Raw genomic sequence first — 19,450 nt, forward strand, 5'->3', positions numbered from 1 at the left:
GGCCTCCTCCGGCGGCAGCGCGGCACCCGGCTCGGGGAACTCCGCCGGCTCGACCACCCAACACGGCTCCGGCACAACCCAATCCGCGACCGCCACCCCGGACCAACGGGCGACCGCTCCACGCGCGGGCGAGGCCGCGACCGCCCCGAAGGGCGCCGACGTCCGTCCGGGCGACGCCCCCCGTTCCGACAGCCCCCGCTCCGAGACGCCGCGCCCCGACGCCCGCGCGGGTACTCCGGACAGCCGTGCCGGTGCCCAACCCCGCTCCGGAGCGGACCCCTCCGCCGAGCCCGCTTCGCATCAGGCAGACCGCGACGCCGCAACCACTCGACCGGAAAACACTGGTGGCCAACGGGATTCGAGCACCCCCGCCGATGCCCCGCCCCAACGCGAGGACGCCAGCACCCGGCCCGACCGCTCCGCCGACCATCCGGCCGCATCCGGCGACCAACGCGCCGGTGAGCCCGCCGAATCCGGAGAGTCGCTCAACGATCACGCCGAGCACCCGGCCGCCGATCGCGAAAAACCCTCGACCGGAACCGAATCCGACCGCTCCACCGACGGTCCCGAGACACGCGACCCCGATGCTGATCGCCCGGATCACAAGCCGGACCTTTCCGACGAAAGGCAGGCCGGGAAGTCCGACGGTTCCAGGGAGCCCGGCGACGAGCGCACCGGTAGGGGTACGGACTCCGACCGCCCAGGCGATCACCCGGATTCGCGCCGCTCGACCGACGAGCCGTCTGAACGTCCCCACGATGCTGAGCCGTCCTCCGCCCCCGGAGAACATCCCGGTGCACGGCGCGAGGATGAGCCGACGGGCGCGCATGCGGATGAGCCGACCCGCCGTGCGGATGAGCCGACGGTTCGCCGTGAGGATGAGCCTGCTGCGCGGCGTGAGGATGTTTTGGCTGGGCGGGACGCCGACGGCCGGTCGGCCCGTGATGAGGCGGCGGCGCGAGGGTATGACGTGCCGTTGGACGTGTCCGAGCCGGTGCATGAGGACCCTGCGCATCGTGATGGCGACGGGCGCGAGCCCGGCACGCATCCGCAGTCGGAGAAGGCCGAGTCGGAGCGGGAGTCGCGGTCGGCCGATCGGGAGCGGCGTGCCGATGACCCGGCCGCGCCCGAGGATGCTTTCCTGGTCGCGCCGGTTCCGCTGGGCGACGGCCCGGAGGGGCGAGCGCACGAGGGTGAGCGCCGGGCACCGGGTGAGCGTCGCGGTGGAGACGAAACACCCTCTGCGGCAGAGAATCGTGCGGAGCCGGCCGATCGTGGCGAGCCTGGGCGGGGAGCGGCGCCCGAACGCACCGATGGTCACAAAGCGCATCCGGGCACCCTGGATGATCCGTCGAATACCCGTGTACGCAAGGCGGATTCGGCCGAGGGCACTCGGACCGGCCCGGAAACCGTCCGGGAGCGGAACCGGGGCCGCTGTGGCGAGCTGGCCCTGCGCCTGCTGCGCCACATCACCGGCAACGAGGCCGTTCATCCGCCCCAGCGCCGGATGGGCCCGGAGGGGATGCGGCTCGAGGAATTGGTGGCGAGTGCCGGGGGCAAACTGGAGGACTTCCCCGAGCGGCCCGGCGGCGCAGGCAAACCCGGTGGTCACGACGCCATCGCGGACCGGCTGCGGAAGCTGGGCGACGGTGCGTCCGCCCTGGTGGTCGACCGCTACGCCGGGCCCGTCGACGAGCACGGCGTGGGCGCGCACGCCTACCTGATGGTCAATGAGGGCGGCGAGATCGTCGTCAAGGATCCGGCCGCCGGACTCCAGCACAGCCATCCACCGCAGGTGCCCAAGGAAACCAAGGGCATTCACGCGATCCTGTTCGATGCCGACGGCAAAGCGGTTCGCCCACTGAAGAATGCGATCCGCGCCGGACTGCTGCACCTGGCCGACGTCCACGTCGGCGAGGCACACCGGCCATCGGGTGACGACACGAGACCCGATAACCCGGTGCGGTTCCTCCGCGAATCCCAGGAGATAGCCCTGGATTTCGCGGGTGCGAGCGAATACGGCCGGGAGGTCTGGTCCGACGCCCACGAGCGCCTGTCCGAGGAGCAGCGGGCCGCGCTGCGCTCCTATCTCGACGAGGCCGAGCAGGGCTCCCGGCCGAGCGCCGAGGAGATCGAGGCCGCGCTGCGGGGTGAGCGGGAGATGACACCCGAGATCGCCGAGGCGATCCGGGATATCGACGCCGCCCTGGACCTGACCCCGCTGCCCGAGCCGGTCATGGTGACGCTCAACGCCGGTGAGAACCCCTTCGGCGTACGCGTCGAAGACCTGCCCGGGACGGTCCAGCATCTGCCCGGATACATCAACGGCCTGTTCGGCGCCGTACCGTCGATCGACGGCTTCCACCACCACATCGAACTGGTGGTGCCCGAGGGCACCCCCGCCCTGCATCTGGGCGACCTCTCCCGCTACGGGAAGCACCTCCCGATGGTGTTGATGGCCCACGGCCTCGACATCCACATCGACTCGGTCGAGCCCCGCGGCCCGGGCCATTACGGCATCCGCGGCACCGTCGTCCCGCACGATCCCGCCGCCGTCCTGCACCCCACCCGCGAGGACACCGTCCGGCCCCAGGCGACACGGGAAGATGCTGTGCGGCCGCACGATACGCGCGAGGACGTGGTCCGGCCGCATGAGACGCGGGCGGATGACGCGCGACCGGAGCGCGGCCGGGAGGCCGCGGAAACCCGGACCGATACTCCGCGTCAGGAGGAGCGGGTACGGCGATCCCGGCTGCGGACGCGGGAGCGCGGGTTGCCGACTCCGTCGTCCGAGGAACCCGGACCGCAGCATCGGCACGACGATAATTCCTCCGGCACAAGGGATCTCGGCGACGGCCACGACGCCGACTGGTCGGGGCGTCCCCAGGACGACTGGGCGAAGCTGGACCGCGACCGCATTGTCGAGAAGATCGAGGACGACTGGGATCTGGTCGTCACCGGTTTCGACAACACCCATGTCGATGTCGAGGTGCTGCGCGAATTCGCCCGCGCCATCGAGGATATGTTCACCCGCTTCCCCGACACCGAGCTGATGGAAGTCCGCATCGCTCCCATCGACGACGACGGCGTATTCGCCGAGGTGGACCCCGGCCGCGACGGGGATGTCCACTTCGCCGACATCCTGACCCTGAACGAGCATTTCGCCCGCAACCCCGAAGAACTCGCCCACCGCGTGCGGCGCAGCGAGGAGAACGGCCACCTGGTCCCGGGTTCCGGTGAGCGTCCGCTGTATTCGACGATCGTGCACGAGTTCGCGCACGCCATCGATTTCACCACCCAGATGCACGCCCGCCTCGACGCCTTCGAAGCACTGGAACGCCATTACCGGCGCACCCGAGGCGATTACGAGGGCTTCCTGGAGTGGCTGAACGACGAGCTGAGCGGCTACAGCTTCGACGAGCACGGCATGTACGACCACGCGGAGGCGCTGGCCGAGGCGTTCACCGATGTCATCCTGAACGGCGAACTCGCCAGCGAACCCGCGCAGATCCTGCACGACCACCTGCGACAGGTCTACCGCGACCACGCCGCGGAAAACCCCGTCTACGGCGAGCAGCCCGAGCACCGGGCTCGCCCGGTCGGCGACGATCCGGGTCCCGCCGCCCGCCGGGACCGCGAACCCGCACCCGAACAACATCCGGAATCGGCTCCGCCGCACGAGGACCCGGCCGAATCGGCCCCCGACGATGCGCCCGGAGATTGGTCGCACCGTCCCGACGACTTCTGGTCGGAGCTGGACCGCGACGGGATCATCCGCGAGCTGGACAAGCTGTTCGGCATCTCCTACCTCGTCGGCTTCGACAATCCGAAGGTCCATCCGGAGGTGCTGCGCGAGATCGCGCGTGCGGTCGACGATGTCATGTCGAGCCATCGAATGATCCTGCGCGGCATCGAGATCGGTGAGCCGGTCGGTGAGCGGGCGATGGCGGAGGCGGTGGGCCGGACCACCCGCGGCGGCAACCTGATCACGGAGAAGATCGTCTTCCGCCTGGAGCACGCGGAGAATCCGGCCGGGTTGGCCGAGCTCATCCGGAATGCCGAGGCCACCCACTGGTCCCCGGCCCGGGCGGGCGACCGCCCGCTGTACACGCTCTTCCTGCACGAACTCGCGCACGGGATCGACTACGCCGGCAACCTGGCCGCGCATTCCGAGCTCGCGAATGCCCTGCTGGACCATTATCTGCGGACGCACGGCGATACCACGGCGGTCGAGTACCTCACCTGGTTGTCGCAACTGTCCGACTACAGCTTCAACCGCGACGGCAGCCTCAACCACGCCGAGGCCCTGGCCGACGCCTTCGTGGACGTGACCCTCAACTACGAGAACGCCACCGAACCCGCCAAGGTCCTGCACCGCCTGCTGACCGAGCGCGCCGCGGACAACGCCCGCGTCGGCGGATCCGCGCAGCATCCCGGGCCGACCACCTGGAGCGGCGGCCAACAGCACGACGCCGTCCGCCCCCGCGATGACGGCGAAAAGCCCTCGCACGAGCCGGAATTGGTGCTGTCGCCCCCCGAACCCGTGGAGGTTCCGGCGGTCTCGGCGATCGACGACCATTGGGCCGGCAAGGACCGTCAGGGCATCATCGACCACATTCAGGACGAACTCGGCATACCGATCGTCGGCTTCCATCGCGCTGGCGATCTCGAGATGTTGCGCGAATTCGGTCGTGCGCTGGAGGACATGATCGCCCAGCCGCCGCACATCAAGCCGAGCAGCGTCGAGATCGGTTTCAACCCGGAGGATCCCGCCGCGATCGCCATCGCCCACGCGGTGCGCGCCGAGGATGGGCGATGGGTGCCGGATCGCATCGTGTTCAACGAACTGCTGGCGCTGGACCCCGAAGGTTTCGCGCGGCAGATCCGGGAGGATGTAGCGGCGGGATTTCACGTCCCGGGGGCCGACGCGCGCCCGATGTACGCGGTCATCGTGCACGAATACGCCCACCTGGTGGACTACTACGGGCAAATGGAGGCCCGGGACGGCCTGACCGAGGACCTGATCAACCATTACGTCGCCACCCATGACGGCGCCGATTTCGGCGAATACACCGCCTGGCTGCAGAGTCAGCTGCCCGGGTACGTCTTCGACGAGCACGGGATGCTCAAGGACGGCGAAGCGCTGGCCGAGGCCTACCGCGACGTGAAGCTCAACGGCGACAACGCTTCCGAGCTGTCCAAGCTGATGGCCTACCGCCTGGATGTGGCGGCGCGCGACGCGATCGGCCTGCACCCGCCCGATGCCGACCCCGCCCACCTGCGATCGGTCGCCGACCACCGCGATCGGCTGGGGCCCGGCGACCGGTCCGAGGATTCGAACGCGGACCAGCCTGAGCGCCGCGCGGCCGGAGAGCCGCCGCCCGGAGCCCACGAGCCGCCGCCCGGAGCGGAGGGACCGGTCGCGCCCGGCAGCCCGCTTTCCGAAGCCGCGGCACCCGAATCGAGCTCTTCCGCAACGGAACCCAGGGTTGGCGACGAACGCTGGTTCGACCAGCGGATGGCCGAGCACGCAGACTTCGTCGCGGACATGGAAGCCAAGCACGCCCGCTTCCTGCACGAGATGGCCGACAACGCGATTCCCGGCAGCCCTGAGGAACGTCTGTTCCGCGAGCAGGCCCGCGAGGTCGAGGACATGGCCCGCCGCTCCGCCGAACGCGCCGAAGGTCTTTGGAACGACCTGGGTGGACGTCCCGAGTCCGCACCGGTGACGCGGCCGGATGCCCTGGCCGAGGAGGGCTCCGCGGTCGCACCTCGGAACGACCGGGATGCCGCACCGGAGACCGCCCCGGCGGGCGACGGCCAGCCGCCGAACGGCGACCCGCCCCGCCGCGCAGCCGCCACCCCGGACGATCCGGACGCCTGGTTCAATGAACAGCGCGCCATTCAAGCCGACTGGGTCGCCCACATGGATGCCAAACGCGCCCAGTGGCTCCACGAGATGGCCGACATGCTCGAGCCCGGCGGCCCGGCGGAGCGTGAGGCGCGCTTCGAGGCCCGCATGGCCGATGCGGAGGCCCGCCTGTCGGCCCTGCGTGCGGAATACATGTGGGACTTCGCCGGTGGCCGCCCGGACACGACCCCGGGCGAATCCACCGGGAAGCCGTCCACGGCCGGATCGACCGAGACCCCACGGTCGCGCCGCCCGGCAGCCTCGGCCGACCCGGTACCGCCGTCCACCACCGCCCCGCGCTCCGGCGACGCCGAGGCCGAGCCGAACAGCGCCAACACCGATCCGCGTTCGAAACCGCTGGGCGCGAACCCCGATGAGACGCCGACCGTCGAGATGAAGCGGCCGGAGCAGTCGAACCCGGACGAGACCCCCACCGTGGAAGTCGAGCGGCCGGGGCAGTCGAATCCGGACGAGACGCCGACCGCGGAGGTCAAGCGGCAGCCCGGGTCCGATCCGAACGAGACGCCGACCGTCGAATTGCCGCGGCAGCAGGGCGCGAATCCGGATGAGACTCCTACCGTGGAGATTCCGCGGCAGGAGGAGGCTCCCAAGCCACCGGCGGATCCGGCCGAGGCATCGCCCGGCTTGCAGGCGGCCGTCGACCATCTGCGCAACTCCGCCGCGGAGTCCGGCGAGCGCCCCCGGAGCCTCGAGGATCAGGTCTACGGTGCGCGCCTCACCGACGCGCTCGGTCTGGTCGAGGCGCTGGCCAAGCGCCCGGATGCGCTGTCGGCGCTCCGCCGCCTTGCCGAAAGCGCCAGAGCCGACGGGCTTTTCGAGGATCCGGCGCACGGCCTCAACGAGCGGCCGCAGCCGCTCCCCACCGGGGAGCCGCCGCGCACCCTCACCCTCGAGGAACTGCGCTCCGAGCTCCTGCGCCGCTTGCGGCTGCCCGAAACCGTCGCGGATGATGTGCTGCCGCGCATCGCGGGCGACGAGCAGCTGCGGAACCTGTTGCGCGCGGGTGGAATCGAGGCCCTGCGCGATGCGGTGCTCCGGCACGAGGAGGCCGTCGGCCCGGAGCGTGAGCGCGCGGCGCGTGTCCGCGACGAGTGGGCTCGCCTGCTCGGCGTCGACGAATCCCTGCTCGATCCGGCCCACACCACTCCCGAGCAACGCCGCGCCGTCCTCGACGAACTCCGAGCCAAAACCCTGCGCCGGGCAAGCGATGTCGCCGACCTCATGGTGGCGACTTTCCACCACCCGGCCTCGGACCACGCCCACGTGGTCCTGGACGCCGACGGCGAACGCGTCCACATCCGCCTCACCGAGGACGCCGACGGCCGCAAGCACGCCGAGGTCGTGCAGCGCCCGGATCTGCCGCGCGAAACCCCACGGGAGACAAAGGAACCGGAGAGGCAGCCGGGTTGGCTCAAGCGCCTGTGGCGGCGCATGATGCACGGCTATCACGGGCAGTCGCCGAAGTATCCGTCCGGTTCGGGCAACGATTCCAAGGGCCAGACCATGCTGGCCATGGAGATCGGCTACCTCACCCACGACGAGGCGCTGCTGCATCTCAAGGACAAGTTCAACCCCGCGCGCATTCTCAAGGAGTCCGCGACCCTGTGGAAGGAGCGCGAGCGCCTGCCGCTGGTGCGTCACCTCACCGCGCGGGTCGCCGACGTCGCCGGCACGGCCATCCCCATGCGCACCCGCGACGGCGGCGAATACCGTCCGTGGGTGACCGAGGCCGATCCGCGGATCCGCGCCGAGGTGGAAGAAACCCTCCGCGGCGCGAACATGCCGATCGAATCGGAAATGCCCGAGCCGCAACACGAACCACTCGACCGTGGCCCCGCCCTGGAAGCTCCGGCCCCGCGTGAATGGAGCGCCGAGCTGCCGCAGCCGCTGGTCGACGCGGTCACCACCCGCGACGCCGCGCTGGGCGAGCTGGTGCGCCTGGCCGACCAGCTCGGCATCCGCATCCCCGACGACGATCCGAAGACGCTGCGCCGCATGGTGGACGCGGAAATCTACAAGCTCATGCGCCGCGCGGGTGCGATCGAGGCGCTGCGTGATGTCAGCGAGCGCTGGCTGATGGAGGACGCCCAGATCCCGTTCAGCCGTGAGGTCAGCATCTTCGACAAGGATCCGCTGGGCCGCTACCTGAAGGAATTCGCCCACGCCCAAGCGCTCCGCACCGAGGAGGAGAAGGCCGCGCGCCGTCGCGAGGAGGCGGGCGTCGGCCCGGATGACGATTCGCTGCAATACCGGCCCCGCCGACCGCGCGTGTCCTTCTTGGACCTGCAGGGCGTCAACAACGGCGGCGAATGGCCGCGCCACTTCGCCGATGGCGACGAGGAATTGTCGAACCGGCGCGAGGGCCGCCTGTTCGAGGACGCACTGCGCCGCGACCAGATTCAGGACGAGCGCTCGAACTGGGCGCAGCTGCTGGACATCGGCCTGGACCGGCTCGGCACCGAGGAAGACCTGCGCCGCGCCATCACCGAGGCGCGCATGGACGCGCGCGACGAGGGCCGCCGGATCGGCGAACTCGACGCCGCGGTCCAGCGTTTCATCGACCTGGACAATGACGCCCGGCGGCACGCGGCCGATCTGGCCGAGGTGTCCGCGCGCGACTGGGTGCACGAGCAGGGCGGCGTCATGGTCGACCCGGAGCACGGGCTGGCCGTGCTGCCGGGCGAGCCGCGACGCCTGGTGGTGATCCGCGGCGAGGCGGATCACGATGTGCGCCTGGTCGATTCGCTGGTCGCGCACCCGGAGATCCGGGACCAGCTCAACCGCGGTGAGCTTCGTCTCGACTACCGCGTGGTGGGCCTGGACGGCGCGGACCGCGTCCAGATCATTCCGGTGGATCCGCCGCAGATCCGGTTCCACGAGGTCGAGGTGAACGGCGAGCGCACGCCGGTCGCCCTGCTGCGCAACGGACTCGAGCCGTGGCGCATCGTGGAGCCGACGCCCGAACCGGCGCCGGCCGCGCACACCGAACCGCACTCGGAGCCCACCGCGCCACGCGATCCGGATGTGGTGCGCCGCGAACGCAACGAGGTCGCCTCGCGCCTGTCGGTCTACCGCATGGACCTGGGCGAGAACCTGGCCCGCACCATCGAGGATCTGCACCACGACAATTCGCTGCGCGCCGCCCAGATCGAGGGCATGGCCGACTTCATCCGAAGCTCGGACGCCATCGACAACTTCCACGACCTGGACCGCACCCTCCAGCAACTGGCACACCGCCTCGGCCTGGATCCCGATACGTTGACGCCGCGCAAGCTGGCCGAGGCCATGGCCGACCCGAATGTGCGCAAGGTGCGCCGCCTGCAGGCCGTCGACGATCTCATCAAGTACGCGAAGGTGTTGCGCGAGAACGTCGACGAGAAGGCGGTGCTCGCGGCCCGCAAGGAGCTGGCGAACCGGCTCGGTGTGGAGCCCGAGGACCTGTCGCCGACCAAGCCGGACAAGCAGAACGGTGAGATCGTCGGGTTCAAGCCCGATTCGAAGAACACCGACAAGGGCGCGCTGCTGGACGCGATCAACGACCTGCTGCACGATTCCGGCGAGCGCCCCGAACTGCTGGCCGCCCTCACCGAATACGGCAGTCTGCTGGGCGAACTGGATCCGTTCCGGGAGAACCTGCGCTACGACCCGCTGACCGATCCGCGCGCCGTGGACGGCGAACTGCCCATCCACGACGGCGACGCACCGGCCATGCTGCGGGCGTACATGAACGAATCCATCGGTGAGCCACCGCATTCCGACAATCCGTCGGCGGCGGCAGGCGTGTGGTCGCGCCTGCTCGGCGTGCAGATGAACGACTTCGCCAAGACGGTGAAGATCTACGCCGAGCAGCTCGGCGGCCTGCACGACCGCCTGACCCCGGCGCAGTTCGCCGAGGTGCTGACCACGCTGCGCGAGACCGGCGACTCGACGATCGCCCACGAGCGGTACCGCGACAGCGCCACCGATCCGTCCAAAATCCTGACCAAGGAACAGCTTTCGGACGTCGTGCGCGGTGTCCGCAACGCGCGCTACGCCGAGGTGTACGAGGCCTACCGCGACGGCAAGATCGAGAAGCACGAGCGGCGCAGCGCCGCGGAACTGGCCGACACCATCGACGCCATGCGCGCCGAGGTGGCCGCCCGCGAGGCCGACATCAAGCTGTTGGAGAAGCTGGCGGCCGAACACGACGCCCTGACGAAGCCGCGCCCGCCCGAGGGGCCGCCGCGGGAGCCGCTTGCGGTCGCCACGGATCTGGCCGCCGCGCGGCACGAGTTGCAGATCGCCGCCGAGGGGCGCGATCACGCCCAGGGACGGGTCTATCGCGAGAACAGCGGCCCCGGGTTCCGGCCGCTGCACGAGGACGACCTGACGCCCAAGCACATGGCGGGGACCACCGACTACCTCGCCAATCGACCGGCCGAAGAGGGCGGGACGCTGGCGGGCCGGGATCAGCGCCTGAGCGATCTGGCCGCCGCCGCGAACGAGCTCGATGGCGCGCAGGCCCGGGTACGTGACCTCGAGTCCGAGCTGCGCCGGTCCGTCGAGGCCGATACGCGTCCCGGTGAATCGCCGGTCGACGCCTGGCGGCGCGAAGTCGACACCGCGCGAGCCGAATTGGACGCACTTCTCGCCGCCGATCCGGATCTGGCCCGCCAGGGCTTCGACCGGATGCTCGCGGACATCGATCGCCTCTCGCGCATGCCCCAGCAGTGGGGTGATGTGTTCACCGATGAACTGGTCCCGCTGCGCGACGCGGTCCACCGCTACCAGCAGGCCCGCGAATTCCTGGCCGCGGCCGAGGCCGCCGCGGCACACCGCGCCGCGGAGACCCCGGAGCAGACCGCCGCCCGTGAACTCGCCACGGCTCGTGAGGATCTCGCGAGTTCGGACCCGGCCGACCGCGCGGCCGCACAGGACCGGGTCTCGCGCTGGGAGGCCGAACAGCGTCTGCTCGAGGCCAAGGCCGCCGCCGCGGCGGACAGCCCGCACCGGGCTGCGGAACGCGCGCGCGAAGCCGCACACGACCACCTGAACCGGACCATCGAGGACTTCCGCCGGGCCACCGGTCTGGACGTGACCGAGGCCGAACTCACCCCGGATCGCTTGCGGGACACCATCAACCGCCTGCTGCCGGAGGCCGGTGGCAACCTGCCCGAGGTGGTCGGGGCCTTCGACCGCCTCCAGGACGCCGCCGAAGCCCTGCATCGGGCCGACGCCCTGGCCGAGTGGGTCGACACCCACTTCCCGGAGCACGGTCTCACCAATCGCGGGGGCAACGATCCCACCAACCACGAGGGCAACGGTCCGACCAACCGCGAAGGCGAGGACCCCGGCGACTCGGGCCCATCGGGCGACCCCACCCGGCCGCAGGGGCCCACCAACCCCAATTCCGATCCGTCAACGGGTGCGCGCAAGCCGGAGGGCGAAGGCCACGAGGGCGGCGAGGACGGTTCGTCATCGAATACCGTGCCGCACAACGAATCTGGCGATGACGACGTCAACCATTCGTTCGCGCGGCAGGTCGAGGACGCGAACGCGGCGGGCGAGGCCGAGGTGGTGGTCCTCAGCACCGGCATGGGGCGCATGGCCGAACGGGTCGAGTTGGTCACCTTCGATACCGAGCCGCCGACCCAGCTCATCCGCAAGATCGTCACCAACCCGCAGCACGCGCACGCCGAGGCGCTGGTCTCGCTGGTCGGGCAGGCCGTCGGCGCGAACGTGCCGAAGGTGCACCGGGTCGGGGACCGGGTGGTCTACATGGAGGTGATGCCCGGAGACCTCGGCGCCGAACACTACGTATCGACCCTCGACAGCCGCCTCGATGATCTCGCCGCGACCCCCGACGGCCGCCGGCTCGGTCTGCTCGACGTGCTCGTCGGCATCCCTGATCGCAACCTCGTCAACTGGTTGATCACCGCCGAGGGACACCTCAGCGGCATCGATCACAGCCTCGCCTTCGGCGGCGGCCGCCGCGGTGACGAACTGTCCGCCAGTGTCTTCGCCCGCCAGTACGCGACCGAGGGGCCGAACGGTGAAATCACTTGGCACACTCACGATCTGACCCCCGGGGAGCTCGCCGACATCCGCACCCGCCTCGACGCCCTGGCCCCGGAATTCGCCGCCCTGGGCCGCGATGACTGGCACCGCGCCATGATGGATCGCTTCGACGAGATCCAGGGGCATGCCCGCCCCGAGGACAACGAAACCACCGGCGACGGCGGCGGCAAGGAGCCCCCGAACCGAAACTCCTCCACCCCACCGGATCCCGACCCGGAAGAGCCCGGCAACCAGCGCCCGATTCCCGCCAAGCCGGACTATCCGCCGTCCGCGCATCTGCCCGAGGGTGGCCGAGAGCCGAACCCTGTGCCCCCCAAGCCCGACTACCCGCCGACGGCGCATTTGTTCGAGGGCAACGACGATCCCACGGTCAATATGTCGGGCGGCGAGAACGCGAAGCCGTTCGCGGGCAACGAGGATCCGACCGTTGAGCTCGAGCGCGGCAGCGAAGAATCCAAGCCGCCGGGGAGCGAGGATCCGACGGTCGAGCTGGCGCGGCCGGGGGAGAGCGCGACGCTCGAGTTGCCGGTGGCGGAAGAGGAAGCGCTGCCGGTGGATCCGGTGGCGGATTCGCCCTCATTGCAGGCGGCGGCACGGTTCCTGCGGGAGGCCGTCAACGATCCGCTGGCGCCCGGCCGCGAGGTCAACGCGGTGCTTTTCACCTCGCGACTGATGGACGCGCTGGGACTCGAGACCGCCGCCGCGCACCTCAACGATCCGCTCGCCTATCTCCGTGAGATCGCCGAAATGGCCAAGGCGCGTGGCTTCTTCGGCGATCCGGACCGGTCCGCCCCGCCGCCCATGCGCGAGGCCGACGACTATCGACCGCTGACCCCCGAGGAGCTCTACGGTTCCGAGGAGTACTGGCGCACCGAGGCCGACCCGGAGCAGCTGGCCGCCATCGAAGCGCATCTGCGTGAAACCGGCCTGGACCGCCGTCTCGCCGAGCTCGACGCGGGAGAGCCGACCCGAGCTCTCGACCCCGCCGCCCAGACGCGCGAACTACCTTCGAGCGCAACGAATCCCGACGGCGGCGAGCCGGTCCGGGAACGCCCGCTGGAAGCCTGGTCGCAGCGCCCGCACGACCCGGACAGCGCCGAATCCCGGGTCTTCACACTCGACGAACTGCGCGACAGGCTCGCCGGTGAGTTCGGCCTGTCGGAGGAGGACCTGCGCCGCCGGAATCTGGGGGAGCTCGCGGGCGACATGCAGTTCCGGAACATGCTGCGCGCCGGCGGTCTGGAGGCCCTCGACCACGTACTCAGCAGCCACGACGCCGTCACCGGAGCCGAACGCGAACATCTGGCCCGCGTGCGCGACGAGTGGGCGCGACTGCTCGGCATCCCCGAATCCGCCCTGGATCCGGCGCACACCACCGCCGAGCAGCGTGACGCCGCGCTCGCCGCGGCTCGCGCCGAAACCTTGCGCCGCGCAATGGATGTCGCCGACCTGATGGCCGCGGCGCTGCACGACCCGGCCGCCCAGCGCGCACACGTGGTGCTGGAATCCGGCGGCGAGCGCGTGCACGCCCGCATCGTCGAATCCGCCGACGGCGTCAAGCGGGTCGAACTGGTGCCGCGGCCCGAGACCGGTGCGCCGCGTCCGGCGGTGCAGGCGCCGCCGCGCTGGATCGACAACCTGCTGCGCCGCCTCGACCAGGGCTATCACGGACTGACCCCGAAGTATCCGTCCGGCTCGCGCTGGGATTCCTTCGGCTTCTCGACAATGGCCGCGGAGCTCGGCTACGCCGTCCACAGCTCCGTGCTGGAGCACATCAAAGACAAGTTCAATCCGGTCCGGGTCATCAAGGAACTCGTCACATTCTGGCAGGGCCGCGAACGCATGCCCCTGATGAAATACCTGACCCGCCGGATCGCCGACATCTCCACGTCCCAGATCCCGATGCGCACCGCGGACGGGGGCGAATACCGTCCGCACATCACCGAGGCCGATCCGCGCCTGCGCGCCGAGGTCGAGGAATCGCTGCGCCTGGCGGGCATGACAATCGAGTCGGAACTGCCTGTGCCGCAGCATGAACCGGCCGATCCGGTGCGGTTCGAGCCGGAGTCGCACGAGTGGGGCCGGGAGGTGCCGCAGCCGCTGGTCGACGCCGCGGACGCCCGCGACGCCGCGCTGGCGGAGCTGGTCCGGATGGCTCGCGAGTACAAGATCCCGCTTGCCTCCGATGATCCGGCGGCCGTGCGGAACGCGGTCGAGGAGGCCCGGGCCCGCCTCATGCGCCGCGGCGGGGCGGTCGAGGCGCTGCGCGATGTCGGGCAGCGCTGGCTGGTCGAGGACGCGGCCATCCCGTTCAGCCGCGAGGTCAGCATCTTCGACAAGGATCCGATGGGACGGTTCCTGCGCGAATTCGCACATGCGCGGGCGCTGGAGCAGGAGGAGCAGAGGGCGCACGACCGTCGCGAGGCGGCGGGCATCGGGCACGACGATCCGCCGCTGGAATACCGTGCGCGCGAACCCAAGCCGTCCATGCTGGACGTGGTGGGCGTCAACAACGGCGGCGAATGGGTGTATCACGTCGACGACATCGACGGGGAGTTGCTCGATACCCGCGAGGGCAGGCTGTTCAAGCGGGCACTGCGCCGCGACGAGATACAGGACGAGCGCTCGAACTGGGCGCAGTTGCTCGAGGTCCCCCTCGATCGCATCGAGACCCGGGCGGATCTGGACCACGTTATCTCCGACCTGCGCATGGGCGTGCGGGACGACCGTGCCCGGATGCTCGAATTCGCAGCCGCCGCAGACCATTTCCTCGGCGTGGACGACGCACTGCGCGAGCGTGTGCAGGAGGTCTCGGACCTCGCGGCCCGGGAATGGGCCGAGACCAACGGCGGCGTCCTGCTCGACCGGGAGCACGGCCTGGCGTTGCTGCCGGGCGAGCACGGCGGACCCGAACGCCTCGTGGTGATCCGCGGTGACGCCGAACACGACATCCACCTCGTCGACGCGCTGGCCGCGCACCCCGAGCTACGACAGCTGCTGAATCACGGTGAGCTGCGGCTGGATTACCGCGGTATCGGCCTCGACGAGCACGGCAATGTCCGAGTCACCGAGGAGCCGACACCTGCCGTGCGCTTCCACGACGTGGAGGTGGACGGTCAGCGGGTGCCGGTCGCGTTGATGAGTGAGGACGGCCACGGTCAGCGGCTGGTGCAGCCCACGCCAGAGCCGGTCGCCACATCGCACGAACCGGCGATTCCGCGCGATCCGGATGCCCTGCGGTCCGAACGGAACGCGGTGGCGCGCCGCCTGTCGCTCGACGAGACCCTGGATCTCGGCGAGAACCTGGACCGCACCATCGAGGCCATGCGGCAGGAGCTTTCGCTGCGCGCCGCGCAGCTCGAGGGCATGGCCGATTTCATCCGCACCTCGGATGCCATCGACACCTTCCACGATCTGGACCGCGCGCTGGGCAATCTCGCCAACCGGCTCGGCCTGGACCCGGAGCAGCTGTCGCCGCGCGCGGTGGCCGAGGCGTTCGGCGATCCCCGGTTCCGAATGGGGGAGCGGCGGCATCAGGCGTTCGCCGACCTCATCGCCTACGCGGATGTGCTGCGCAAGAACGGGCACGAGACGGCCGTGCTCGCAGCCCGGGATCGGCTGGTGCGCCTGCTCGATGTCGACCGCGAGAATCTGCACGCCCTCGAGGGCGTCAAGGACTCCGAGAAGGTCGAGATCGTCGGCTTCGAACCGGACAAGAAGTCCACGGTTCCGGATGCGATCGCCGAGGCCTTCGAGAACATGGCCTTCCGGCCGGACGAACGCCGGGCGCATGCCATCGATGCGCTGGCCGACTACATCGAGGCGATCGCCGCGCTCGACCCCCATCGTGACGGGCTGCGCTACGACCCGAGCACCGATCCGCGTGCCGTGGACGGCGAACTGCCCGTGCACGATTCGAAGGGCCGCGAGCTGCTCAATTCGCTGTACGGCGACTATGTCGGCGAGCCGCCCAGGGCGGACGAGTTGATCCAGGCCGGTGAAGTCTGGTCGCGCCTGCTGGGCGTGGACACCGCCGATATCGACAAGATCGTCAAGCTCTACCAGGACCGCCTCGGCAGCCTGCACGACCGGATGAGCCCGAAGCAGCTGCGCGACGTGCTGCGCACGCTGACCGACACCGCGGGCAACCACGACGCCGCGTATCAGGTCTACCGTGCCAGCGTCACCGACACGCGAAACCTGCTCAGCCCCGAACAGGTTTCGGAGGTGGTGCGGGTCGTGCGCAAGGCCCGCAATATCGACGTGTACGAGGCGTACCGCGACGGCAAGATCGAGAAACACGAGCGGCTCACCCCCAAGGAGTTCGACAAGGCGGTCGAGGCCATGCGGGCGGAGATCCAGGCCCGCAAGGCGGACATCGATCTGCTCGAGCGGCTCGCGGCCGCGCACCACGACCTCACCCATCTCCCGGAACCCGAAGCGCCGCCGCGTGATCCGCGCGCGGTGGGACCCGAACTGGCGGCGGCCCGACACGAGCTGCGGGTGGCCGAGGATGGATTGGACTACGCCAAGGGCCGGATGTGGCGTGAGCGCGACGGCGACGAGTCCTACCGTCCGCTGCGAAACAGCGACCTGACGCCTGAGAACCTGGCAGGTACCGAGGACTACCTCGCAAACCGCCATCGCGCCGAGGGCGGCGAACTGCCGGGCAACGAGCAACGCATCGCCGACCTGTCCACGGCGGCAGGTGAATTCGATCGAGCACAGGCGCGCGTGCGTGACCTGGAGGCCGAAATGGGCCGCGGCATCGAAGCCGGTGCTGAGCCCGGTGAGACACCCGTGGACGCCTGGCGTCGGGAAGCCGAGGCCGCCCGTGCGGATCTGGAGGCGCTGGTCGCCACCGACCCGGCCGCCACCGGCGGCATCGACCACGCCATCGACCAGGTCGAGCGCCTGTCCCGGATGCCGTTGTCCTGGGATGACGTCTGGCCCGCTGAGCTGATCCCGCTGCGTGATGCGGTGCACCGCTACCAGCAGGCCGAAGAGTTCCTGGCCGAGGCCGAGACCGCGCAGGCCGATGCCGAGGCCGTCGCGGCGCGTGCGGCCGAGACGCCCGAGCAGCGGGCGGCCCGCGAACTCGCCACGGCCCGAGGCGATCTCGCGGCCGCTGAGGCGAGGGGAGATACCGCCCGGCGGGACGCGGCCGCCGAATACCTCGCTCGCTGGGAAGCCGAGCAGCGCCGCCTGGCCGGTGCGGCCGCCGCCGCGGCCGACACACCTCAGGCCGCCGCGCACCGTGCCCGCGAGGCTGCGCACGACAACTTGACCGCGGCCATCGCGGAACTCCACCGGGCCACCGGCCTGACCGTCACCGAACCCGAACTGGCCCCGGAACGCCTGCACGACACCATCAACGATCTGCTCGGCCGGGCGGGCGGCAACCTTCCCGACACGGTCCGCGCCTTCGACCGCCTGCGGTCCGCCGCCGAGGCCTTCCACACCGCCGACGCCATCGCGCACTGGGTCGACAACCACTACCCCGATCCCGGTGCCCCGCCCCCCGACCCGACCGGTGGCGCCCCGGCCCGCCCGGGCCCGACCAACCCCGGCACCGACTCCGCCACGGCCGCCAAGCAGCCCGAAGCGAGCGCGCCGCCCCCGACCCCTGTCACCTCGGTTTCCACGTCCCTCGGCCTCGATTCGCCAACCCGCCCCGCACCAACCACCACCTCACACGACCCGACCACGGCATCGACTTCAGCAAAGCCGCAGTCCGGCAACAACTCCGGACCGTTGATCGTCAAGGAGCAGGAAGCCTCCGATGGTTCCGAGCTGCCCGCTACGTCAAAGCAATCGACCGAGGGTGACCTAGGTGAGCAGGGGCGGTCCGGCACATCGGGTGAGCAGGCGCGACCCGCCGCGGGCGAGTCCGGCGGTTCGGACGGCACCGGCGAGCACGGTGGGTCCGGTCGCTCGGGTGCGGATGGTTCGGAGGAATCAGGTTCCGGCGCAACCTCGGAACCGGATGCGGGCGATGGCGGTGACATCGGCCGGGGCAGCGATAGTGGCCGGGGCAGCGACGATGATGGCGATGCGGGTCACGGCGACGATGGTGACGATGACGGTCACGGTGGCCACGGCTCGAACGGCGACGCGCCCCGCCGATACAACCCGAACTGGCGCTCGCACCTGCCGCTCGTGCCGCATCAGTTCGACCCTGAGTTCCCCGACTACACCCCGAAGCCCTCGGAGCAGCCAGCTCCCTGGACCCTGCCGCCGGAGCCCACTCCACCCCACCATCCCCCGCAGCCGCCGGTAACCCCGACGCCGCCGCATCAGCCGACGCCGCCACATGTGCCGGTTCCGCCGAATACGCCGCAGCCGCCTCATGCTCCGCAGCCGCCGCACCTGCCTCAGCCCCCGCACATCCCGGGAGTGCCACAGCTGCCCAATTCGCCGCAGTGGCCGCACCTGCCGACCGATCCGGGTAGGCCGCACTGGCCGACCGGTCCGGGATTTCCGCAGCTGCCGCACCCGCCGACGGATTCGGGTCTGCCGCACCTTCCGACAGATTCGGGTCTGCCGCAGTGGCCGACGGATTTGGGATTGCCACAGCAGCCGGGTGCAACGCCACAGCCCGGCACAACACAGCAGCCGGGAATGCCAGAGTGGCCGTCGTATCCCGGTGTACCGCAGCAGCCCTCGAACTCGCCGCACTGGCCGACAGATGCTGGGATGCCGCAGCAGACCTCCAATCCCGGTGTGCCGCATGGGCCTACGAATCCCGGGATGCCGCAGGTTCCCGGTGGGCCGGGTTGGGGGCAGGTACCGCCGCCGGGTGGGGTGACGCAGCCTCCGGATTCGGCGGTGCCGCAGTGGCCGGCGGATTTCGGGGCAGGGCATTCGGGGCAGACCTCGGTGGGGTCGAACGCGGCGCAGCCGGGGTTCCCCGGTGGGGCTCCGATGATGCCGCCTGCGCAAGGGGCTGCGGGGAACGGCGGTGGGAACGGGAGTCCCCGTGGTAGCAGCCGGTTCCCGCGCGCTTCGGCGCGGCCCGCGTCGGATGGGCAGATCTATCTGAGGTCGCATTCCGGGTTCGGGGAGTATGCCCTGATGGATCCGAGGACGGGGCAGTTGAGCGCGGCTCCCGTCGGCACCGGTGCACCGTCCGGGGTGTTCGACGATCTGGATGGTTTGCGGGTGGTCTTCTATCGCGATCCGGCGGCCGGATTGGTATTGCGGGTCGGCGATCAGGTGGTCGAGCTGGATCGGATGGCGGCGGGCGCATTGTGGGAACGCCTGGGCCAGGGTTGGCACCGGCTGGTGATCGGACGGCCCGGGGATGTGCACTGTGAGCTGCGGTACACCGAGCGGCCGGCGGACGCCGACCTGGGGCTGTTGATCCGCGATGTGCTGTCGGATCCGGCGCGCCGGCTGGGGATCTTCGGATGATCTCCGGCGCGGCGATCGTGTGTTCGCCGACTTTTTCGGTTCCGGCAA

The 19,450-nt window shown here is 70.4% G+C and carries 1 protein-coding gene; it reads left to right on the forward strand.

Annotated features, from left to right (window positions below; genetic code table 11):
• Positions 1 to 970 precede the first annotated feature (970 nt).
• Positions 971 to 19,402, forward strand: a complete 18,432-nt coding sequence (locus tag ON43_RS05810; protein WP_218003209.1) for an ADP-ribosyltransferase — start codon at positions 971 to 973, stop codon at positions 19,400 to 19,402.
• Positions 19,403 to 19,450 lie beyond the last annotated feature (48 nt).

The sequence above is a fragment of the Nocardia concava NBRC 100430 genome (assembly GCF_000308815.1).
Classification (GTDB): domain Bacteria; phylum Actinomycetota; class Actinomycetes; order Mycobacteriales; family Mycobacteriaceae; genus Nocardia; species Nocardia concava.